Below are 21,751 nucleotides of genomic sequence, written 5' to 3' on the forward strand. Positions count from 1 at the left end.
GGGATTAGACGGGAAGGCTGCGGAATCAGGTGCTTGGTCGTAAGGCCCGGCTTTGCCGGGTCCTGTGTAATCGAACCGATTACTTTGTCAGCAGCCTGGATGGCGCGGTTTCAGGGCAACAGGATCAGCGAGCCGGTGGTGCGGCGGCTTTCCAGGTCGCGGTGCGCCTGTGCTGCGTCCGCCAGGGCATAGCGCGCCGAAGGCGTCACTTTGATGCTGCCGTCGCCAATGCGGGCAAACAGGGCCTGGGCCGAGGCTTCCAGTTCGCTGCGGCTGGCCACGTAGTCACCCAGTTTGGGACGGGTGAAAAACAATGAACCCTTTTGCGACAGCAGCAGTGGCTCGAACGCCGGTACGGCACCAGAGGCATTGCCAAAGCTGACAAAGGTGCCGCGCGGTGCCAGGCTGTTCAGCGACATCTCGAAGGTGCTTTTCCCCACCGAGTCATAGACCACCGGCACGCCTTGTCCGCCGGTAATCTCGCGCACGCGTGCCGCCACATCTTCCTGGTTGTAATTGATGACATGCTGGCAACCCAGTTGTCGCGCCAGCTCCCCTTTGGCAGTGGAGCCGACGGTACCGATTACGTTGACGCCCAGCGCATGCAGCCATTGCACGGCAATCTGGCCCACGCCACCGGCTGCGGCATGCCACAGCACAGTCATGCCGGGCTGTACGGCAAAGGTACGGCGAATCAGGTACTCCACCGTCATGCCTTGCAGCATGATGCAGGCGGCCACCTCGTCGCTGATGTTGTCCGGCAGCTTCACCAGTACGGCGGCCGGAATCAGCCGTTCGCTGCTGTAGGCACCCAGCGGGCCGCCTGCGTAAGCCACCCGGTCGCCCACCGCCACATGACTGACCCCTTCGCCAACCGCCAGCACGGTTCCGGCAGCTTCACTACCCAGGCCACTGGGCAGGCTGACCGGATACAAACCGCCACGCTGGTAGGTATCAATGAAGTTGATGCCGATGGCGTTGTGGCGCAGCAGGACTTCACCCGGCCCGGGCTGGCCCACATCCATGTGCTCCAGTTGCAGTACTTCCGGGCCGCCATGCTGATGAAAACGGATTGCCTGGCTCATCTTGCCTCCCTTGCCTGGCCGATTGAAGAAGTGTCGAGTCTGCACCTGGCTGCTTTGCACCGGCAAGCGCCTTGTGCTGAACAGTATGTTTTTCAAGGATTACTGCTTGGTATTTACCTGTATTTGTTTCTACATTGAATCAATCCCTGACATTGTGCTGTGCGATACAGGGGCAAGGGGCGACGGGCGGGAAACAGGAAAGGGTAGCGCATGAAAGGCGTGGTGTTTACCGAATTCATGGAAATGGTGGAGGCGCGTTTTTCCGCTGATATGGTGGACGACATCATCGAGGATGCGCAGATCAAATCTGGCGGTGCCTATACCGCGGTGGGCAACTATCCGTTTGCCGAGCTGGTGGCCATGGTTTCTGCCTTGTCGCAGCGCAGTGGCATGCGTGTGCCAGAGCTGGTTTTTCACTTCGGGCATTATCTGTTTGGACGCTTTGCCACGCTTTATCCATACAGCATCCAGGCCTGCACCAGTAGTTTCATGGTGCTGGAAAGTATCGAAAAACATATCCACCTGGAGGTGCAAAAACTGTATCCCGACGCCCAGCTTCCTGACATTCAGGTTGTGCAGTCTGACGAAAAGCAGATGACCCTGCTGTACCGCTCGCCACGTTGTCTGGCCCCGCTTGCCTCCGGACTGATCCAGGGGGCGCTGGATCATTTTTCCGAACAAGGCCGTATCACTACCGAGCCATTGAATGCAGAGGGTAGTGAAGTGCGTTTTGTCGTGGAGTTGCTATGACTGACAGTGAGCTGGCGCACTTGCAGGACCAGTTGCAACGTTATCAAAAGCGCTATCTGCGTGAGAAAACAGCCCGTAAAGAGGCGGAAAGCCTGCTGGAACAGCGTAGCCGCGCCTTGTATGACGCCAATTTCGAGCTGTCCACCGTGGCGGCGCAGCTGGAAAAGATTGTGGAATGGCGGATGGCTCAGCTGTCCGAGGCCTTGCTCAAGGCCGAAATGGCGGCCAAGGCCAAGTCCGAGTTCCTGGCGGTGATGAGCCACGAAATCCGCACCCCGCTCAATGGCGTGCTGGGCATGGCCGAGTTGTTATCCCATAGCCAGTTGACGGCCGAGCAGGGTGATCAGGTGGCTACCCTGAAAGAATGCGGCAGTTCGCTGCTGGCCCTGATCAATGACATTCTTGACCTCTCCAAGATTGATGCCGGCAAACTCACGCTGGAACAGCGTCCGTACAATCTGTTCAGTTTGGTGGACAGTGTGGTGAACCTGTTTGAGCCCAAGGCAACCGAAGCGGGGCTGACTGTTGCCTGGCAGCGTCCGTCAGGCAATGCCTGGCTGCTGGGGGACGCCACGCGCCTGCGCCAGATCACCAGTAATCTCTTGAGCAATGCCATCAAGTTTACCCATCAGGGCGGTATTACTGTCACGGTGTCGATGGCACCGCTGGAAGACACTTTTGACATGCTGCGTTTGCAGCTGGATGTACGCGATACCGGCATCGGTATGACCCCGGAGCAGATGAGCAAGGTATTCACCGCATTTGAACAGGCCGACTCCACCACCACCCGCCGCTATGGCGGTACCGGTTTAGGCCTGGCCATTTGCCGCCGTCTGGCCGAAGCCATGGGTGGGCGCATTGATGTCAGCAGTGGGCCGGGCGAAGGGAGTTGTTTCAGTGTCTACTGGGTGGCCACGGCGGTGGCTGCCCCGGTGCAGGACAATAGCGAGCCACAGCCGGCAGTTGCGCCTGTGGCGGTAGCAAACCAGCCGGTATCAGTGCTGGTGGCCGAGGACAATACGGTCAACCAGAAACTGATCCTGAAGCTGCTGGACAAGCTGGGCTACCGCGATGTGCAACTGGCTGCCAATGGTCGTCAGGCGCTGGAGCAAGTCTGTCAGGGCGGGATAGAGCTGGTGTTGATGGACATGCAAATGCCGGAGATGGATGGCCTGGATGCCACCCGCGCCATTCGCCAGACCGCACTGGCGCAGCAACCTCACATCATTGCCCTGACGGCGAATGCCTTTGATGAAGACCGTGAGCGCTGCCAGCAGGCCGGCATGGATGACTTCCTGTCCAAACCGGTCAGCCTGGAGCGTTTGTCTGCCGCCATGCAGCGTGGACTGGGGCGACTCAATCTGCCTGCTGCATCCACGCAAGCGTAGCCGGAAGACACTCTGGCCAGCGCGCCAGCCGGTGATCATCGCCGTTGAACACGGTTTGCCGCTGACCGCTATAGCAGCGCGCAGCCTGCTGCCACGGCAGTACGGCGTCGGCGCTACCCAGCCACAACCAGTAGCACCCCTTGGTAATACCTTGCGGCTGCATGTTGCGCAGGGCATGCATGTCGGCATCCCCCAGTACGTATTGTTCACCGGTGTACGGGTTGGTTTGCGGGCCCAGATAGCGTTGCAAATCCAGATGCGGGGTAATGGCCGGGTTGATCAGGGCGGCTTTCCTGCCGTGTTTTTCAGCCAGTACCGTCGCATAGAAGCCGCCCAGCGAACTGCCGATCAGGCAGGTATCGGCGGGCAGCGACAGCAGCAGTGTTTCGGCCTCGGCAATGGCGCTGGCCGGATGGGAAGACAGGCGCGGGCAGTGCAGTTGCACCTGCGGCGCGTATTGCTGCAAGAAGCGCCGGGTTTCCTCGGCTTTGAGCGATTGGGGGCCGGAATTGAATCCGTGCAGGTAAACGATATTCATGTGCTGAAATCATCATCAAAAAACGGCAAGCCCAGAGGTTTGCCGTTTTTGTCTGGCTTGGCAAGCATTGTCTGTTTCACGTGAAACAAATTTGATGCAACACAAGCTTGCCGGGGGTATCGGGCTATTCAGCCTGCCAGGAATAAGATTTCAGAATGGCTTTCAGTTTGCCACTGCGTCGCATGGCTTCAATGCCCTGGTTCAGTCGGTCGGTGCTGATGGCCGATTGCGGCGCGACAGCGCACATGGTGGGCATGTAGGTGACGGTCAGCGGATGTTGCTTGAACTGACGGGCTTCATCCGGATTGGTTTTGGCCCACCAGGCAATTTCCAGTTCCGAGGAAATGGCAAGGTCGGTCAGCTTTTTCTGCAAGGACTTCACCAGCAGGTCCAGCCGCGGTTCATCCACACGTGTGGTGCGCCCCACTGCCCACAGGTGCTCCAGCGTGGGATAACTGTAACCACGGATGGTGCCAATGCGCTTGCCTACCATTTCGTCGGCCTGATGGATGTCAGGCAGGCCCTTGAGCGACAGCACCCGCTCGATCTGCGGGTAGAATTCGCGTGTCCAGCCCAGCCGGGTGGCATTGCCATACCATTCCGGGTTGGCATTGCACACGATATTGACCTTGCCGGTTTCGATGGTGCTTTCCACCCGTTTGCGGGCAATCACCACATAACGGGCTTTCAAGCCCAGCTCGCCGGCCAGGGCATCCCCCAGTTCCTTGATCAGCCCACTGGCCAGGTTCTGGTTGTCTGGTGTCAGCACCACAATGGGCGGTGCGTCAGAATCGGAAACCCCAATCCTTAATATGCCCGATGCATGGATTGGCAGGCTGAGTACTGCTCCCGCAAGCAGTAACGGCCAAGTCTTATTCAAAGCAACCATAAGCTTGTACTCTCTTCTTCTTAGTTAGTTGTCTGACAGTTCCAAGTGCAATGGTAAACTGTTCGGCCGCACCATGAGTGTGCCACCTATTCGTTCTTCACCATACAGCCTGTTTGCCATGACCAAAAAACCCACGCATCCGGTATTTTCCCAGCTGTCCCAGCGCATCCTGATCCTGGATGGCGGCATGGGCACCATGATCCAGCGCCATGCGCTGCAAGAAGCGGATTACCGTGGCGAGCGGTTTGCCGACTGGTCCTGTGACGTCAAAGGCAATAACGACCTGCTGGTGCTGACCCGGCCGGATGTCATTGGCGGCATTCATCAGGCTTATCTGGATGCCGGGGCCGACATCATTGAAACCAATACCTTCAATGCCACCTCGATTGCCATGGCCGACTACCGGATGGAAAGCCTGGTGTGGGAGATCAACCACGCAGCAGCCCGGCTGGTGAAGGAACTGTGTGTTGCGCAAACCGCAAAAAATCCGGCCAAGCCGCGTTTCTGTGCCGGGGTGCTGGGGCCGACCAACCGTACCGCCAGCATCAGCCCGGACGTGAACGACCCCGGTTATCGCAATGTCAGCTTTGACGAACTGGTCACCAGCTATACCGAGGCCATCGACGGCCTGGTGACGGGCGGAGCGGATTTCCTGCTGGTGGAGACCATTTTCGACACACTGAACGCCAAGGCGGCGGTGTTCGCCATCCACCAGTATTTTGATGATCACCCGGAGCTGGCCCGTCTGCCCATCATGGTGTCGGGAACCATTACCGACCAGTCCGGCCGCACGCTGACCGGCCAGACCACCGAGGCCTTCTACAACAGCCTGTCGCACGCCGATGCCATGTCCTTCGGACTCAACTGCGCGCTGGGGCCGGACCTGCTGCGTCCCTATGTGGAAGAACTGTCGCGCGTGTCGGCCACCTATGTGTCGGTACATGCCAATGCCGGTCTGCCCAATGCCTTTGGTGGTTACGACCTGGAACCGGCGGCCATGGGCGAGTATGTGCGCGAATGGGCCGAGTCCGGCCTGATCAATATCGTCGGTGGCTGTTGCGGCACCACGCCGGAGCATATCGCCGCCATCGCCAATGCAGTGGACGGCATGGCGCCGCGCGCGCTGCCGCAGATTGAAGCCAAGTGCCGCCTGTCCGGGCTGGAGCCGTTCAATATTGGCGACAACGATCTGTTCGTCAATGTGGGCGAGCGCACCAACGTCACCGGCAGCCGCGCCTTTGCCAAGCTGATTCTGAACGGCGACTACGCCACCGCGCTGGATGTGGCGCGGCAGCAGGTGGAAAACGGCGCGCAGATCATCGACATCAATATGGACGAGGGCATGCTGGATGCGCTGGCGGCGATGGATCGCTTCCTCAAGCTGATTGCCGCCGAGCCGGACATCGCCCGCGTGCCCATCATGATCGACTCCTCCAAGTGGGAGGTGATCGAGGCCGGCCTCAAGTGCATTCAGGGCAAGGGCATCGTCAACTCCATCTCCATGAAGGAGGGGGTGGACAAGTTCAAGCAACAAGCCCGCCTGCTGCGCCGCTATGGCGCGGCGGTGATCGTGATGGCCTTCGACGAAAAAGGCCAGGCCGACACCTACGCCCGCAAGGTGGAAATCTGCGAAAAGAGCTACCGCATTCTGGTGGATGAAGTCGGCTTCCCGCCGGAAGACATCATCTTCGACCCCAATATCTTTGCCGTCGCCACCGGTATTGAAGAACACGCCCGTTACGGCCTGGACTTTATCGAAGCCACCGGCTGGATTCACCAGAATCTGCCGCACGCCAAGGTATCCGGCGGCGTGTCCAATGTGTCCTTCTCCTTCCGTGGCAACAACAAGGTGCGCGAGGCCATTCACGCCGTCTTCCTCTACCACGCCATCCAGCGCGGCATGACCATGGGCATCGTCAATGCCGGGGCGCTGGAAGTGTATGACGAGGTGGACAAGGAACTGCGCGAGCGCATCGAAGACGTGGTGCTGATGCGCACGCCCAGGGATGGCGGCGATGCCACCGAGCACCTGATCGCGCTGGCCGAACGCTTCAAGGGCGAGGCGGCAGGCGAGAAGAAGGCCGAAGACCTGGCCTGGCGTGAGTGGCCGGTGGAAAAGCGGCTGGAGCACGCGCTGGTCAAGGGCATCACCACTTATATCGTCGAAGACACCGAGGAAGTCCGCCTCAAGAGCGAACGTCCGATCCACGTGATCGAAGGCCCGTTGATGGACGGCATGAACGTGGTGGGCGACCTGTTTGGTGCCGGCAAGATGTTCCTGCCGCAGGTGGTGAAATCCGCCCGCGTGATGAAGGCCGCCGTGGCGCATCTGGAGCCCTTCATCGAAGAAGAAAAAATCCGCATGGGCCTGGCCGACGCCCCGGCCAAGGGCGTCATCATCATGGCCACGGTCAAGGGCGATGTGCACGACATCGGCAAGAACATCGTCGGCGTGGTGCTGCGCTGTAACAACTACAAGGTGATAGACCTAGGCGTGATGGTGCCGTGCCAGACCATTCTGGATGCCGCACGCGAACACAAGGCCGACATCATCGGCCTGTCCGGCCTGATTACCCCAAGCCTGGAAGAGATGAGCCATGTGGCCAAGGAAATGCAGCGTCAGGGCTTTGATATTCCGCTGCTGATTGGCGGTGCCACCACTTCCAAGGTGCACACGGCGGTGAAGATTGCCCCGCACTACCAGCACCCGGTTATTTATGTGCCGGATGCCAGCCGTGCGGTGGGGGTGTGCTCCAACCTGCTGTCCGACACCCTGCGTGATGGCTTTGTGGCCGAAGTGGCGGCCGAGTACCAGCGCGCGCGCGAAGGCCATGCCAATAAGGCCCAGCGCAAGGTGGTCAGCCTGGAGGCCGCCCGCGCCAACAAGCAGGCCACCGACTGGGCCAGCTACACCCCGCCCAAGCCGCAGTGGCTGGGTGTGCGCCGCTTCGAAAATTATCCGCTGGCCGAGATTGCCGCCTTCATCGACTGGACGCCCTTCTTCCAGAGCTGGGAGCTGGCTGGGCGTTTTCCGCGCATTCTGGATGACGAGATCGTCGGCGAATCCGCCCGCAGCCTGTATGCCGACGCGCAAACCATGCTCGCGCAAATCATCAGCGAAAACTGGCTCGCCGCCAATGCGGTGATCGGCCTGTTCCCGGCCGCCACGGTGAACGATGACGATATCGACATCCGCAGCGTGGACGGCAGCGCCAGCCAGATGACCTGGGTGGGCCTGCGTCAGCAGCTGCCCAAGACGGATGGCAAAGCCAACTGGGCGTTGGCCGACTACATCGCCCCGGCTGGCAGCGGCGTAGAAGACTATATCGGCGCCTTTGCCGTCACCGCCGGCATCGGCATTGAGCCGCATGTGAAGCGTTTTGAAGAGGCCAACGACGATTACTCGGCCATCCTGCTCAAAGCCCTGGCCGACCGGCTGGCCGAAGCCTTTGCCGAGCTGATGCACCAGCGCGTGCGGCGCGAGTTCTGGGGCTATGCCGCCGACGAGGCGCTGGACAACGAAGCCTTGATCGACGAGAAATACCGCGGCATCCGCCCGGCACCCGGCTACCCGGCCTGCCCGGACCATACGGTGAAGAAGGAACTGTTTGCCCTGCTCGACGCACCGGGCATCGGCATGACGCTGACCGAGGGCTACGCCATGCTGCCCACCGCCGCCGTGTCCGGCTTCTACTTCAGTCACCCGGAGTCGCGTTACTTCGGTGTGGGCAAGGTGGAAAAGGACCAGGTGCAAAGCTACGCCCAGCGCCGTGGTGTGACGCTGGAACAGGCCGAGCGCGATCTGGCACCCAACCTGGGCTACGATGCCTGAGTTTTCGAATGAGTCACCGACAAGCCGCCTTCGGGCGGCTTTTTCATTGCCACGTCCGCTTTGGGCTGTAGCGTGAGTGGTGTTACGGCATCGTCGCTGCTTGTTGCAAAGACATGGCGGTTCTTGCCATTGCGTTTGGCCTGATACAAGGCACGGTCTGCTTCACGCAGTGCCGCACTCAGCCCGATGCGTCCGTCCATGCTGACAATACCGATGCTGATGGAGAGCTGACGATGCTGGATACGACACTGATTGACCTGCTGAATCAGCTGGCAGGCAAGTCGCTGTACCTGACCATGGTCGCTCAGACGGGTGAACAGGCCGAACTCCTCCCCGCCCAGCCGTCCGCACAGTGACACCTCCGGATGGCGGCTCAGCAGGGCGGCGATGTCTTGCAATACCTTATCGCCGGCATCGTGGCCGAAATCGTCGTTCACGCTTTTGAAATCGTCGATATCCACCATCAGAAAGTAACCAAGCTGGGCCGGGTACCAGGCCTGCATTTTTTCCAGCAGGCTGCGCCGGTTGTCGATGCCGGTGAGGACATCCTGGAAGGCCAGGGCTTCCAGTTCGCAGCGCACGGTAAAGTCGCGTAGTCGCAAGCGGCGAAACAGGATATTCAGCATCAGGCCTGACGTGGTACTGGTCACGATCAGCAAGATCACCCATGAGTCCTGCGCCCACAGGCGCGGGTCGCCCTGTGTGCCCTGCAACAGCACCGCCCAGATACCGGTGCTGGCCAACAGGAAGGCCGGTGTGTGATGAAAGACCGGGGCCATGGTCAGTGAGATGCATACCGCAATGGAAATGGCCCAGGGGGAGGGATCGGTGACAATCAGCATGTTCAGCCGAAAACCCAGCGCCAGCCCTCCCAGATACAGCAACATGCCCAATAACAAGGTGCGGTGATGGCTGGCGTGGTGGGACAACAGCACGCCAATGAGCATGATCAGACAAACCAGTACGGCATTCAGGTTGTCTATCTGACGGTAACGATGACTGAATAGCAGTGAAGCCAGCCAGGCCAATATGCCTAATATCTGCAGATATACGGCAATTGGCCGTAATTCAAGGAAGGATTGATGCTGGAAGTCGGCATCCCGAGCCAGAAGGCGCCTCATGCTGTCTCCTTGCGATGTTGAACTGCATAAATTGTTGTTATGAGGGCATCGCAGCATCGTGGCGGCTTGCACAGAGGTGGTCGACTGGACATAAGTGCAGGAAGTCACACCGCGCCGACTTGCGTTGCCGGCATGGGCGGGCACAATACAGATGTCTGCCGCGCATATGCTCTAGATCAAGAAAGCCGGCTGGCACCGGGTCTAGCATGAAATCGTAATCAGGTGGCATGACGCCACTCAGGACACCCACCAGGAGAAGCCGATGTTTCCAGAATTCCGTGAACTGATCAGCAAACTGAAAACCGAAGACGACCACTTCAGCCGCCTGTTCAACAAGCACAATGAATTGGACCAGACCATCAAGAACATTGAAGCCGGCATAGAAAAAGGCAGCCAGTTCGATGTGGAAGTGCTGAAGAAGGAAAAGCTCAAGCTCAAGGACGAGCTGTATGTGATTCTGAAAAAGGCCGATGCCTGATCGCCTGATCACCACATAGGCAAGAAGCCAAAAACCCGCCAGTTGGCGGGTTTTTTATTGCAGCAAAGTAAATGATGTGGGACATCAGGCTGGGTCCAGTTCTCCAGGGCGAATCTCCTCGTCGGTTTCTTCTCCCAGAAAACCGCCACTCTGGTGCGCCCACAACCGGGCATACAGTCCGCCCTTGGCCAGCAGGCTGGCGTGGTCGCCTTCTTCCACTACCCGGCCCTGATCCAGCACGATCAGGCGGTCCATGGCGGCAATGGTGGACAGGCGGTGGGCAATGGCAATCACCGTCTTGCCTTCCATCAGCCGGTACAGGCTGCCCTGGATGGCGGCTTCCACTTCCGAATCCAGCGCGCTGGTGGCTTCGTCCAGCAGCAGGATGGGCGCGTCCTTCAGCATCACCCGCGCAATGGCGACGCGCTGGCGCTGGCCACCGGACAGTTTTACGCCGCGCTCACCGACATGGGCATCGTAGCCACGCCTACCCTTGGGGTCGGTCAGCAACAGGATGAAGTCATGCGCTTCGGCCTGGCGCGCAGCATGGATCATGTCTGCGTCGCTGGCATCCGGCCGGCCATACAGCAGGTTGTCGCGTACCGAGCGGTGCAACAGCGAGGTGTCTTGCGTCACCATGCCGATTTGCGCGCGCAGGCTGTCCTGCGTGACTGCGGCAATGTCCTGGCCGTCAATCAGGATACGGCCTTGCTCCACATCGTAAAACCGCAACATCAGATTGACGATGGTGGATTTGCCCGCGCCGCTGCGCCCCACCAGGCCGATTTTTTCGCCTGGGCGGATGGTAAGGTTCAGCCCGTCCACGATGGTACGTTCGCCGCCATAGGAAAAGCGTACCTGCTCGAAACGGACTTCACCGCGTGTTACCTGCAAGGCGCTGGCATCAGGCTTGTCCACAATGGCCACCGGGCGCGACAGGGTGCTGATGCCGTCATGTACCGTGCCGATGTTTTCGAACAGGCTGGACATTTCCCACATGATCCAGTGCGACACCCCGTTTAGACGCAGGGCCATGGCAGTGGCGGCTGCCACCGCACCAATGCCCACCTCGCCCTGGGTCCACAGCCACAGGGTGGCACCAGCGGTGCTGGCAATCAGCCCCATGCTCAGGATGTGGTTGACGATTTCAAAGCCGCTCACCAGGCGCATCTGGCCATAGGCTGTCTGCATGAATTCCTGCATGGCGCTTTTGGTGAAGGCGGCTTCACGCTGGCCCTGGGAAAACAGCTTCACCGTGGCGATATTGGTGTAGGCATCGGTCACCCGGCCGGTCATCAGCGAACGTGCATCGGCCTGCCGGGTGGATGCCTTGCCCAGCCGTGGTACAAAAAAGGCCAGGGTGGCGACATACAGCAGCAGCCAGCCGACAAAGGGCAGTAGCAGGACGCGATCGAAGCTGCCTACCACGGCCACCATGGTGATGAAGTAGATCACCACGAATACCAGGATGTCGGTGATGATCAGCACGGTGTCGCGTACCGCCAGCGCGGTCTGCATCACCTTGGCCGCCACCCGCCCGGCAAATTCGTCCTGATAAAAGCTCATGCTTTGCCCCAGCAGATGGCGGTGGAACTGCCAGCGCAGCCGCATGGGGAAATTGCCGAACAGGCTTTGGTATTTGAACATGGCCTGCAGCGCAATCAGTACCGGACTGGCCAGCAAGATGCCGCCCAGCAGCAGCAAATGTTCGCGTTCCTGCGTCCACAGGTGGGAGGGCGCCACATGGCTGAGCCAGTCCACCACCGAGCCCAGCATGGAAAACAGCAAGGCTTCAAAAGCACCAATGGTCGCGGTCAGCAGGGTCATGCACAGGATGTAGGGGCGCATGCCGCTGGTGGCGGACCAAACAAAAGGAAAGAAGCCCTTGGGAGGCTGGACAGGAGGGGTATCCGGGTAGACTTCCACCCGTTTTTCAAACCAGGAAAACATAAAGATCGTCCTTGTCCGGACATGGGGTCCGTTGAGGTTGTATGGGGCTATGACGATAGCTTGAAGTGAAGCAGTCAGCAATGCTTTTTTTGCATGGCTCGGCACGGGCCGATTGTCAGCACGGCAGCCAGCTTAGTGGAGTTTTGTTGCTGGCAGTTCCTGGCGTAGTGCCACTGTCCGCTTTGGGTGGTGGCAGAAAAGGACGCAGGCAAAAACAAAACTGCCCGGCCAAGCAGACCGGGCAGCGTGCTATCAGCGCGATCAGACGTGCAGCTGCACGATCTTGAGCGGGTGCTGGCCATCCAGGCTGGGGAAGTCTGCTTCGGGGGTGAGCCATTCCACTGCCTGAATCGGCCGGCCGGCTTTTTCCGCACTGCGCTTGAGTGCGTCGAGCCAAGCTGCGCCATCCACCTGGGCCACGTTATTGCAGCAGATCAGCACCCCGCCCGGCGCGGTGCACAGCAGGGCGGGTTTGAACAGTGCCTGGTAGTCGTTGATCAGGTCCACCACGCCGAAGGGGCTCTTGGCGTAGCGCGGCGGGTCGAGGAAAACCACGTCGAACTGGCGCGCTTCCAGCGTGGGGAAGGGTGGCATTTTCTTGCCACGTACCATCTTGGGCTGGCCGATGCCGGACAGCTGGCGCAGGGCGGCAAAGGCATCGCTTTGCACGCAGCGCGGACGGGTGGTCAGGCTGTTGAGCTTGGCATTGGCCCGGCCCACCGCCAGGCTGGATTCGGCAAAGTCCACATTCATCACGAAGCTGGCACCGCCTTTGGCAGCGGCCAGGCCCACGCCGCAGGTATAGGCAAACAGGTTGAGCACGCTTTTGCCCTCGGCCAGTTGCATCACACGGCGGCGACCGGCGCGCAGGTCGAGGAACAGCCACGGGTCCTGGCCGCTGTGGCGGGCGCGGATGTGGTAGCGGATGCCCAGCTCGTGTGCTACGCGGTTTTCTTCCGCCACGGCCTGTTCCGCCAGGCTCAGGGTATTGCTGATGCGCGAGTTGGCATTGCTGCGGTCGTTGTAGACCAGTTGCAGCGCCGGCAGGCTGGCGGCGTAGAACTGGCGGATTTCTGCCAGCTCTTCATCGCTCAGCGACTGGTGGAAGCTTTGCACCAGCAGCAAATCGCCATAGCGGTCTATGGTCAGGCCGGATACCCCTTCCACACTGCCATGAAACAGGCGGTAGCTATTGGTATCTTCTGCCAGCAGGCGGCTGACAAGCTCGCTGCGGCGGTCGGCGGCGGCTTGCAGCAGGGTGCTCAGGGTGTGGGACATGAGGGGCTTTCTTTCTGGAATGAGGGCAATTGTAAGCCCTTGAGCGGCATGCCTCAAAATTAGCACTAAGCTGTAAGAATTCATTGGCTGGCTCGACCCATGACAGACAGCCAGATTACGGCCAGCAGGTGGCCATTTTGCGGAGCAAAACATGCAGGCAGCGCAGGAATTACTCAAAACCCTCTACACCATGGCCATGATGGTGGAAACCCGTGATGCCTACACCGGAGGCCATTTGTGGCGGGTGTCACGTTTCTCCGGCCTGCTGGCGCAGGAAATGGGGCTGGCGCGCGGCGAGGTGCTGCGTATCATGCTGGGCGGCTTTCTGCATGATCTTGGCAAGATTGGCGTACCCGATGCGATTCTCAACAAGCGCGACCGTCTGACTGATGACGAGTATGCGGTGATCAAGACCCATCCGCAGCAAGGGGCGGATTTGCTGCGTGAGCATCCCCTGGCCGCTCTGGCCATGGACGCAGTGCTGATGCATCACGAAACCCCGGATGGCCGTGGCTATCCGGCAGGTCTCAAGGGCGAGGCCATTCCCATGGTGGCGCGCATTGTCGGCATTGCCGATGCCTTTGACGCCATGACCAGCCACCGTCCTTACCGGGCAGGCATGCCCATTGCGCGGGCGCTGGACATCATTCGCGAAAATCTGGGCAGCCAGTTCGACCATGCTTGTGGCGAGCATTTCATCGCGCTGGGCGAAGCCGGCAAGCTGGAACACATCGTCGGCCACAGTGAAGCAGGTATTCCATTACAGCAATGCCAGGCCTGCGGTCCCATCATCGCCATCCCGCGGCGCATGCAGGATGGTGACACCGTACATTGTCCTTCCTGCGGCGGTGCTTACCGTCTTGGTCGGCAAGGGTCGGGACTGGGGCTCGCCCCTACCGGCCAGCGTGATGCCTTGCAGGTACAGCGGCCCGCGGTGGATCACGAACTGGTGGCCGAACTGGTGCAGGAAGCCGCTGCCTGCTTGCAGCCGCTTGCTCAGCCCGGCTGGCTGGCGCGGCTGTTTGCCTGAGGCATGCCGCATGCCATGCCGGAGGATTGTGTCAGCGAATGTTAAGCGCGGGGTGTAAGGCTAGAGTTACAGGCGTTTAGCCGGTAGGCTTGAGTTCTTTGTCATGGCCGTTCCGGCCGTCTTTACTGCTTCCATGAACGACGCGTCTGCATCCTTGCGGCATTGCCGCCCTTTCTGGCATTTCTGGTTGGCCCGTGTATTGCTGACGGCCGGTTTTCAAATCATCACGGTGGCCATTGGCTGGCAGGTGTATGCCCTGACCGGCAGTGCGCTGGATCTGGGCATGGTGGGGCTGCTGCAGTTTCTGCCACGGGTGTTGCTGGTGCTGGTGACCGGCGCAGTGTCGGACCGTTTTGACCGGCGGCGGGTAGTGGCTGTCAGCCTTGCCATTCAGGCGGTGGCGGCAAGCGTGCTGCTGCTGGGTAATCTGGGCATGGGCTGGCAGGTCAGTCGCGGACTGATCTTTGCCCTGTCGGTGGTGGTGGGCTGCTGCCGCGCCTTTGACATGCCGGCCATGCAGTCGCTGCTGCCCAATATCGTGCCGCCGCGCCTGCTGGGCCAGGCCATTGCCATGGCAGCTTCGGCCAATGAGGCCGCCACCATCATCGCCCCCGCACTGGGCGGTTTTCTGTATGCGCTGGGGGCTGAACTGACCTACGGCTTGTCTGCCGCCAGCTTCCTCGCCTGTCTGCTCCTGGTCAGCCTGCTGCCTTCCAGCCGGGTGTTACCTACCGGTCAGCGGGTGTCGCTGGATTCCCTGCTGATGGGGGTGCGTTTCATCCGCAGCCGTCCGGACATCCTGGGTGCCATCTCGCTGGACCTGTTTGCCGTGCTGCTGGGCGGGGCCACCGCACTCTTGCCCATTTTTGCTCGCGACATCCTGCTGACCGGCCCCTGGGGTCTGGGCCTGTTGCGGTCGGCTCCGGCGGCCGGGGCCTTGCTGATGTCGGCCTGGCTGATGCGTCACCCCATCCGGCGGCGCTCCGGCCACATCATGTTTGCCGCGGTGGCGGTGTTTGGCTTCGCTACCATCCTGTTTGGCCTGTCCAGCAGCTTCCCGCTGTCCTTGCTGGCGCTGATGCTGCTGGGTTCGGCTGATGTCATCAGCGTGGTGATCCGCGGCACACTGGTGCAGCTGGAAACACCGGATGACATGCGTGGCCGCGTCAATTCGGTGAACTCCCTGTTTATTGGTGCCTCAAACCAGCTTGGTGAATTCGAGTCCGGTGTGACAGCTGCCTGGCTGGGTGCGGTTCCGGCTGTGGTGCTGGGTGGTGCGGGTACCTTGTTGGTGGTGGTGCTGTGGATGCGCTGGTTTCCGCAACTGGCCCAGCGTGACCAACTGGCACCTTAGCGCCGCGCATGCTGGCATCATTCATGACTTTGGTATATTAATGTCGGCCAGAACCGTTATCTGCCCTACTCAGCACCCGACTCAGGAGAAGTGCCATGCATGCTGTCAGCCCAAAGCTGACTGACTGGTTGTTGCAACTGAACCAGCTTATTCGCCGTTTGCAGCAAAGCGGCTACAAACCTACCGCCATCGGTGCCCGCGAGGCCCTGGCCAATGTCACCCGCACGCTGGTGAGCCCCGGCCCCGATATTGCCTGGGTGAATGATGAAATCGTGCATGGCCGCGATTACAGCGTGCCGGTGCGCATTTATCATCCGGCACCGGACGAAGCCCGGCCGGTCTTGTTGTTCTTGCATGGCGGTGGTCATACCGCAGGCAGCGTCAGCGTGTATGACCCCATCAGCCGCAGGCTGGCCGCAGCGACCGGCTGTGTGGTGGTGGTGCCGGAATACCGGCTGGCGCCGGAAAATCCCTATCCGGCGGCCCTGCATGATGCCTATGCTGCTGCGCGTGGTGTGTTTTCTGCTCTGGATGCTCGCGGCCTGCCCTTTGTACGGCAACTGGCTTTGGCGGGCGATTCGGCCGGTGCGGCGCTGGCGGCCACGGTCAGTGCGCGCTCGCAGCACGATACTGCTTTGCAGATTGCCGCCCAGATACTGATTTACCCCAGTCTGGACTACAGCATGAGCCTGCCGTCGATTACCGAGAATGGCGAAGGCTACTTTCTCAATAGCGATCGCATTGCCTGGTATTTCGACAATTATTTCCAGCATGGTGAAGACCGGCTGGCGGCCTCTCCGCTGCACATGACCGTGACGCCACGCATGCCGGCTACCCTGGTGGTATCCGCCGGCTTCGACCCGTTGCGTGACGAGGCGCTACGCTATGTGGACAAGCTGTTAAGTGCGGGCGTGGTGTGCGAGCACCTGCATTTTGATGATCTGATCCATGCCTTCCTGAACATGGAGCAGCTGGTCGCCGACGAGTGCGCCCGCACCTACCAGCATATGGCCGGCTTCCTTGCGCGACAGCTGCAACCGGCCGATGCCTGAGCGGTGTTGCAGAGCCTCAGCCCTGCGGCAGTTCGCGCAGGGTGAGCCAGAGCCGGGTGTCGAACTCCAGCTGGTGGTAGTCCGGCTCCATATGGCAGCACAGCTGGTAAAAGGCCTTGTCGTGGTTTTTTTCGCGCAGGTGGGCCAGTTCGTGCACCACGATCATGCGTAAAAACGGCTCTGGCGCATCGCGGAACAGGCTGGCAATGCGGATTTCATGCTTGGCCTTGAGTTTGCCGCCTTGTATGCGGGAGATCTGGGTATTGGTGCCCAGCGTGCCCTTGACCGGATGCTGCTGGTTGTCGAACAGCACCTTGGTGGGGGCCGGCGCATTTTTCAGATAGCGCTGCTTGAGCGCGCTGACATACTGGTACAGCGCGCTGTCGCTTTGTACCTGATGGCTGGCGGGGTAGCGGGACGCCAGCCATTGGCCCAGGCTGCCGTCATCCAGACGGGCCTGAACCTGGGCAAGCAGCGCGGGCGGGTAGTGCAGCAGGTATTTGAGGGCAGACATGCCGTCAGTGTAGCAAAGCCCCGCGTGCTACGGCATTCAGGCTGCCACGCTGCCGCTGCTGGCCAGTAGTGCTGGCTGCTTCCAGCGGTAGCACAGCGCAACGGCCTTGCTGCCATCCGGTGCCAGCACGCTTTCGCGGTCTACCATTTCCCCTCCCATGCGGTTGTAGAAGCGGCGGGCATCGCTATTGGCTTCGTACACCCACAAGTGCATGGGGGTGCCCGCTTGCAGGCGGTGCGCCTCGGCGGCGGCGGCCTGCAACAGGGTGCGCCCCACGCCACGGCCTTGCTGACCCGGCAGTACATGCAGATTGTCCAGTAACAGGCCGCGTTCGCTTTCACCATCTGGCAGCAGGCAGACAAAACCTACCGGCTCGCCATCCCACAAGGCCAATTGCACCCACAGGTGATTGTCGTAATGAAAGCGGCGGGTCCACATGGTGTGGCGTTCCGTCGGGGCAACATGGTCCAGATAGTCGTCGGACAGGATTTTGCGATAGCTGTTTTGCCAGCTTTCGGTATGCAGCCGGGCAATCAGTGCGGCGTCATCGAAAGTGGCAGGGCGCAAGGTCAGCGAAGTCATGGAGCGTGTCAGAGGGGTGTGGATCTTGGGATTTTACGACAGGCAGATGACATTAAGGTTCGACAGACAAGCAAATTAACGTGTTTGTCGTAAGGCTTGTTGGCTGATGGGGGTAGACAGGATGATGGAGGTACGGGTTTCGCCCAGATGGTTCACCCGTGCCACCAGGGCTTCCAGATGGGCTATATCGCGAGCCAGCAAGCGAAACAAATAGGAATCCGCCCCGGTGACGTGATGGCATTCCATCACCTCCGGCATGCTGCCCAGCAAGTCCAGCAGTTTCTGCTTGTAGGGCTGTGGCACAGTGATGCCCACCATGGCGGACAAGGTATAGCCAGCCTTGTGCGGGGCCACCCGCGCATGATAACCCTGAATCACGCCGGACTCCTCCAGCCGCCGCACGCGTTCGGATACGGCGGGTACTGACATTTCCACGGCCCGCGCCAGCTCGGTGAGCGACAGCCGTGCATCCTGCTGCAGGCATTCAAGAATCTTCCACGACTTGCTGTCTATTTCCATGTTCAGCCTCTTTTCTGCCATCCAGCATGATTGCCTTAATTTATCAGTTCTGATTGTTATCTGGCCTGAAAAACAGCATGTGCAGAGCCTGCCTGGCCGGTCAAACTCTTCATATCAACCGGAGGAATACCATGTTGCTAGCAGAATTGTTTGTCCAGGCCATGCTGGTAGGCGTGGCCATTGCCGCGCCTGTTGGCCCCATCGGCCTGCTGTGCATCGAACGCACCTTGCAGCAGGGGGCGTGGATGGGGCTGGCCACCGGCCTTGGGGCCGCCACGGCAGATGGCATTTACGCCACGCTGGGGGCAACGGGGATGACGGTGTTGATCCGCCAGTTGACGGCGCTGGCGCTGCCGCTGTCGCTGGCGGGCAGCCTGTTTCTGGCCTGGATGGCACTGGGCATGTTGCGGCGCTCGGCCCGGCCGGAGGGGATGCCTGGCACCAATGTGGCGGCCAGTCTGCTACGGGCCTATGCTTCGACTTTGGCGCTGACGCTGGGCAACCCGCTGACCATCTTGTCTTTCGTGGCGGTTTTTTCCAGCTTGTCCGGCCAGGCCCGGCCAGGGGTGGCAGAGGCTTGGGTGATGGTGTCGGGTGTGGTGGCCGGCTCGGCGCTGTGGTGGTGTGTGCTGGCATTTGGCCTGGGCAGCGTATTGCGGCGCGTGGGGCCGTGTGGCAGGCAATGGCTGGACCGGTGCTGCGGGCTGTTGTTGCTGGGCATGGCGGGCTGGATGTTGTGGCAGGCATGGCCGCGCTGAACCCGCCGCTGGGTGCTGGCGGATTGGTTCCTTCAAGATGTGCATGATTGGCTCTGTGATAGGGCCGCTGGATGCCAGGATAATGAGCCGGTCCATATCAGGAGCCCCGGCCATGTCCAATTTGCGTCAGCCTTATGTCGAGTTGTCCGCCCCTGCCTTGCAGCATCTGCGCGCCATCAAGCAACAACTGGCGGAAAGCCCGCTCGGGCGCAATCTGGTAGAACTGGTTTACCTGCGGGTATCGCAGATCAATGGCTGCGCATTTTGTCTGGACATGCACAGCCGCGCGCTGCGTAGCGGTGGTGAAACCCCGGCGCGGCTGGACACGCTGGCCGGCTGGCGACTGAGCCCGCACTTCAGTGCGCGCGAGCAGGCCGCGCTGGCCTGGGCCGAGTCGGTGACGCTGATTGCCACCACGCAGGCCGACGACGCGGCTTATACCCCCTTGCTGGAACACTTCAGTGCGCAGGAAATCTGCGATCTGACCATGGCCATCGCCAGCATGAATGCGCTTAACCGTTTGGCCATTGCCATGCGGCAGTAGCAGCACCGGGCGACGACCCGGATCTGGTCTTGATCAATCGTGTTGATGGAGTGTTGTGATGAGTCTGTATTGCCCGCCGGCCTTCCGCGCCGAAGCCAGCTACGCCGCCAGCGTGATGGCGGATAATCCCCTGGCTACCCTGATTACCCGGACAGCAACCGAACCGTGGATCAGCCATGTGGTGTTGTTGCCCGACCCGCAACAGCCAGATTGCCTGCTGGGCCACCTGGCGCGGGCCAATCCGCATGTCGAGGTGCTGTTTGCACAAGACAGCGTGGCAGTGTTTGCCGGTGTGCATGGCTATGTGTCGCCACGTTGGTATGTTTCCGATGGCATGGTGCCTACCTGGAATTACCGGGTGGCGCATGCCCATGGACGGGCAGCGCCGGTGGACGGCGTGCAGCTGGGTGAACTGTTAAGTCAGCTGGCGCGTCATTTTGAAGGCCCGGATGGCTGGAGTACCGCTGCCATGCTGCCTGCGACGCTGGCTGCCATGCAGCGCGGCATTGTGGGTTTCCGTCTGCCGGTAGCGCGTTGGGAGGTGAAAGCCAAGCTGAGCCAGAACCGGCTGCCGCAAGACCGGCAAGGGGTGATTCAGGCGCTGGAGCGTGGCAATGAGGCAGACTGCCAACTGGCCGCCGCCATGCCGCGCCCCTGAACGCAGCGGCAATTATTGCGGCCGTTTCAGCGCCTCGACTTCCACCAGTACGGTGTGGTTTTCATCGGCCAGCCAGAGTTGACCGTCCTGTACAGTGGCGGTCAGTTGCATGCCGCGCTGGCACAGCTGGGCCAGTTCGGCCTGGGTGGCGGTACTGATGCGATAAACACTGAGCTTGTCCAGTTTGGATAGCTTGTTTTCGATTTGCGGCCACCATACTTCACTGGAGCGGCCTCCGTAGGTGTACAGCACCACCTTGTCCGCCCGGCTGCAGGCTTTCTTCAGGCGTTTCTCATCCGGTTCGCCCAGCTCGATCCACAGTTCGATTTCATCGCTGTAATTCTTCTGCCACAGCTCGGCCTCGTCGTCGGCACTCAGGCCACGGGTAAAGCTGAGGGTCTCGCTGGCATTCAGCACAAAGGCCACCAGGCGCACCATCAGGCGCTCCACGGTTTCGGACGGGTGTTGTGCCAGCGTCAGGTTATGGCTGGCGTAATAGCCGCGGTCCATGTCAGAAATCGACAGACCGGCTTTATAAATGGTGGCGGTGAGGGCCATGCGGGATATCCGGGTTGCAATGTTGGCTGCACCGGGTCCGGCGCGGCTGCCGGCTGGTGCAGGAAATAGACTTATTGTTCAGGCTGGCTGATGCACAGCAGGCTTTCGCCTTTCCAGTTGATGCTGGCTTCCTTGCCGCGAATGGTGAACTCGACATTCTGACCGGCATAGCGTGAGCCGCCGGTGACCAGTTCCTGCTGGTGCAGGATGGCCTGGCTCTTGCCACGTACCAGCCGTGCCGTAGCAGGTTTGGTACGGTAAAAGGTGGCCAGCACGTCGTTATTGCCGCCGCCGCCGCACAGATAATGCAGCGGTGTCAGCGACGGCGCCAGCTCCCAGCTGGCCTGCAGTTCGGTAATGCGCAGGATATAGGTATCCCCCAGGCACATATGGGGGTTGTCGCTCTTCATGCAGTCTTTCAGGTTGTGCGCCCAGTGGCGCTGCTCCTGTTGCAGCTTGCTCACGCTCAGCGCACCTGCCGGTGTCTGGCGGGCCTTGTCCATGGCCTGGGTGTATACCTTGTCCAGCCGGTTGCCCAGACGGATCAGGCCTTCGTCCTGGCACAGCATGGTTTCCATGGGGTTGGCCGGCTTGTTGCAGTCAAATTCGGTGGCGGCAATGGTGGCTATCGGGGGTATCACCGGGGATGGCGTTACCCGTGTATTGCCGATGTTGCCACGACCTCCGCTGCGGTCCTGTCCGCTACCAAGCGAATGCGCACCGTTCAGGGCATACGCCAGGCCGGGGGCAAGCAGCAGCAAGCAGACTGCGGTAGGTACGGGACGGAATTTGAGCATGTGGTATTGTGCCACGTGCAGCCCCATCCTGCTGCATCAATCCGCAGGATGATTTCCCAGCATGGGCAATTGTCTG

At 60.5% G+C, this 21,751-nt stretch carries 21 protein-coding genes; 10 read left to right on the top strand and 11 right to left on the bottom strand.

The window, feature by feature from the left end; all coding sequences use genetic code 11:
* Positions 1–110 precede the first annotated feature (110 nt).
* Positions 111–1,085, bottom strand: coding sequence for a quinone oxidoreductase (locus HWX34_RS07970; RefSeq protein ID WP_178971749.1), 975 nt, complete (start codon positions 1,083–1,085; stop codon positions 111–113).
* Positions 1,086–1,295: 210 nt separating this feature from the next.
* Here HWX34_RS07970 and HWX34_RS07975 point away from each other — a divergent pair, with 210 nt between their 5' ends.
* Positions 1,296–1,835, top strand: a complete 540-nt coding sequence (locus tag HWX34_RS07975; protein ID WP_178971750.1) for a heme NO-binding domain-containing protein — start codon at positions 1,296–1,298, stop codon at positions 1,833–1,835.
* Positions 1,832–3,223 (top strand): ATP-binding protein, encoded by a 1,392-nt coding sequence (locus tag HWX34_RS07980; protein WP_178971751.1) that lies wholly within the window; start codon positions 1,832–1,834, stop codon positions 3,221–3,223. The genes HWX34_RS07975 and HWX34_RS07980 overlap by 4 nt, the downstream gene beginning before the upstream one ends.
* On the opposite strand, the gene HWX34_RS07985 is transcribed toward HWX34_RS07980, so the two are convergent.
* Positions 3,192–3,761 carry a YqiA/YcfP family alpha/beta fold hydrolase gene (locus tag HWX34_RS07985; RefSeq protein WP_178971752.1) on the bottom strand — a complete coding sequence of 190 codons (570 nt, stop codon included), beginning with the start codon at positions 3,759–3,761 and terminating at the stop codon, positions 3,192–3,194. The genes HWX34_RS07980 and HWX34_RS07985 overlap by 32 nt on opposite strands.
* Before the next feature lie 124 nt (positions 3,762–3,885).
* Complete coding sequence (locus tag HWX34_RS07990; protein ID WP_178971753.1) at positions 3,886–4,650, bottom strand: ABC transporter substrate-binding protein; 765 nt, start codon at positions 4,648–4,650, stop codon at positions 3,886–3,888.
* A 118-nt stretch (positions 4,651–4,768) separates the two neighbouring features.
* On the opposite strand from HWX34_RS07990, the gene metH reads away from it, so the two are divergent.
* Positions 4,769–8,482, top strand: coding sequence for a methionine synthase (metH, locus tag HWX34_RS07995; RefSeq protein ID WP_178971790.1), 3,714 nt, complete (start codon positions 4,769–4,771; stop codon positions 8,480–8,482).
* On the opposite strand, the gene HWX34_RS08000 is transcribed toward metH, so the two are convergent.
* A complete protein-coding gene (locus HWX34_RS08000; RefSeq protein ID WP_178971754.1) occupies positions 8,470–9,603 on the bottom strand; it encodes a diguanylate cyclase in 1,134 nt (377 codons plus the stop codon). The genes metH and HWX34_RS08000 overlap by 13 nt on opposite strands.
* A 262-nt stretch (positions 9,604–9,865) precedes the next feature.
* On the opposite strand from HWX34_RS08000, the gene HWX34_RS08005 reads away from it, so the two are divergent.
* The gene (locus HWX34_RS08005) at positions 9,866–10,081 is read left to right on the top strand and encodes a YdcH family protein (RefSeq protein WP_045846319.1); all 216 of its coding nucleotides are present in this window, start codon (positions 9,866–9,868) and stop codon (positions 10,079–10,081) included.
* A gap of 84 nt (positions 10,082–10,165) precedes the next feature.
* On the opposite strand, the gene HWX34_RS08010 is transcribed toward HWX34_RS08005, so the two are convergent.
* On the bottom strand, positions 10,166–12,031 hold the full coding sequence (locus HWX34_RS08010; RefSeq protein ID WP_178971755.1) for an ABC transporter ATP-binding protein: 1,866 nt from the start codon (positions 12,029–12,031) through the stop codon (positions 10,166–10,168).
* A gap of 261 nt (positions 12,032–12,292) precedes the next feature.
* Positions 12,293–13,309: a class I SAM-dependent rRNA methyltransferase gene (locus HWX34_RS08015; RefSeq protein WP_178971756.1), complete on the bottom strand. Its 1,017-nt coding sequence runs from the start codon at positions 13,307–13,309 to the stop codon at positions 12,293–12,295.
* A 151-nt stretch (positions 13,310–13,460) separates the two neighbouring features.
* On the opposite strand from HWX34_RS08015, the gene HWX34_RS08020 reads away from it, so the two are divergent.
* The 3 genes from HWX34_RS08020 to HWX34_RS08030 all read left to right on the top strand — a co-directional run bounded on the left by HWX34_RS08020 (position 13,461) and on the right by HWX34_RS08030 (position 16,745).
* Positions 13,461–14,339: an HD domain-containing phosphohydrolase gene (locus HWX34_RS08020; protein ID WP_178971757.1), complete on the top strand. Its 879-nt coding sequence runs from the start codon at positions 13,461–13,463 to the stop codon at positions 14,337–14,339.
* Positions 14,340–14,442: 103 nt separating this feature from the next.
* Complete coding sequence (locus tag HWX34_RS08025; RefSeq protein WP_255496615.1) at positions 14,443–15,693, top strand: MFS transporter; 1,251 nt, start codon at positions 14,443–14,445, stop codon at positions 15,691–15,693.
* Between the two features lie 95 nt (positions 15,694–15,788).
* Positions 15,789–16,745 carry an alpha/beta hydrolase gene (locus tag HWX34_RS08030; protein ID WP_178971758.1) on the top strand — a complete coding sequence of 319 codons (957 nt, stop codon included), beginning with the start codon at positions 15,789–15,791 and terminating at the stop codon, positions 16,743–16,745.
* A gap of 16 nt (positions 16,746–16,761) precedes the next feature.
* Here HWX34_RS08030 and HWX34_RS08035 read toward each other — a convergent pair whose 3' ends face one another.
* From HWX34_RS08035 to HWX34_RS08045, 3 genes are all read right to left on the bottom strand, one after another.
* Positions 16,762–17,259: a M48 family metallopeptidase gene (locus HWX34_RS08035; protein ID WP_178971759.1), complete on the bottom strand. Its 498-nt coding sequence runs from the start codon at positions 17,257–17,259 to the stop codon at positions 16,762–16,764.
* 36 nt (positions 17,260–17,295) lie between these two features.
* The gene (locus HWX34_RS08040) at positions 17,296–17,841 is read right to left on the bottom strand and encodes a GNAT family N-acetyltransferase (RefSeq protein ID WP_178971760.1); all 546 of its coding nucleotides are present in this window, start codon (positions 17,839–17,841) and stop codon (positions 17,296–17,298) included.
* A 75-nt stretch (positions 17,842–17,916) separates the two neighbouring features.
* The gene (locus tag HWX34_RS08045; protein ID WP_178971761.1) at positions 17,917–18,360 is read right to left on the bottom strand and encodes an Lrp/AsnC family transcriptional regulator; all 444 of its coding nucleotides are present in this window, start codon (positions 18,358–18,360) and stop codon (positions 17,917–17,919) included.
* A gap of 131 nt (positions 18,361–18,491) precedes the next feature.
* Between HWX34_RS08045 and HWX34_RS08050 the strand changes: the two genes are divergently transcribed.
* The 3 genes from HWX34_RS08050 (at position 18,492) to HWX34_RS08060 (ending at position 20,320) form a co-directional block, all read left to right on the top strand.
* Positions 18,492–19,118, top strand: a complete 627-nt coding sequence (locus tag HWX34_RS08050; RefSeq protein ID WP_178971762.1) for a LysE/ArgO family amino acid transporter — start codon at positions 18,492–18,494, stop codon at positions 19,116–19,118.
* Positions 19,119–19,230: 112 nt separating this feature from the next.
* Complete coding sequence (locus HWX34_RS08055; protein ID WP_178971763.1) at positions 19,231–19,662, top strand: carboxymuconolactone decarboxylase family protein; 432 nt, start codon at positions 19,231–19,233, stop codon at positions 19,660–19,662.
* A gap of 58 nt (positions 19,663–19,720) precedes the next feature.
* The gene (locus HWX34_RS08060; RefSeq protein ID WP_178971764.1) at positions 19,721–20,320 is read left to right on the top strand and encodes an FMN-binding negative transcriptional regulator; all 600 of its coding nucleotides are present in this window, start codon (positions 19,721–19,723) and stop codon (positions 20,318–20,320) included.
* Positions 20,321–20,332: 12 nt separating this feature from the next.
* On the opposite strand, the gene HWX34_RS08065 is transcribed toward HWX34_RS08060, so the two are convergent.
* Positions 20,333–20,878 carry a YaeQ family protein gene (locus HWX34_RS08065; protein ID WP_178971765.1) on the bottom strand — a complete coding sequence of 182 codons (546 nt, stop codon included), beginning with the start codon at positions 20,876–20,878 and terminating at the stop codon, positions 20,333–20,335.
* A gap of 71 nt (positions 20,879–20,949) precedes the next feature.
* Entirely contained in the window at positions 20,950–21,690 is a 741-nt protein-coding gene (locus HWX34_RS08070; RefSeq protein WP_178971766.1) for an MliC family protein, read from the bottom strand.
* Between the last annotated feature and the right edge of the window lie 61 nt (positions 21,691–21,751).

The organism is Aquitalea sp. LB_tupeE, assembly GCF_013391415.1.
GTDB lineage: Bacteria > Pseudomonadota > Gammaproteobacteria > Burkholderiales > Chromobacteriaceae > Aquitalea.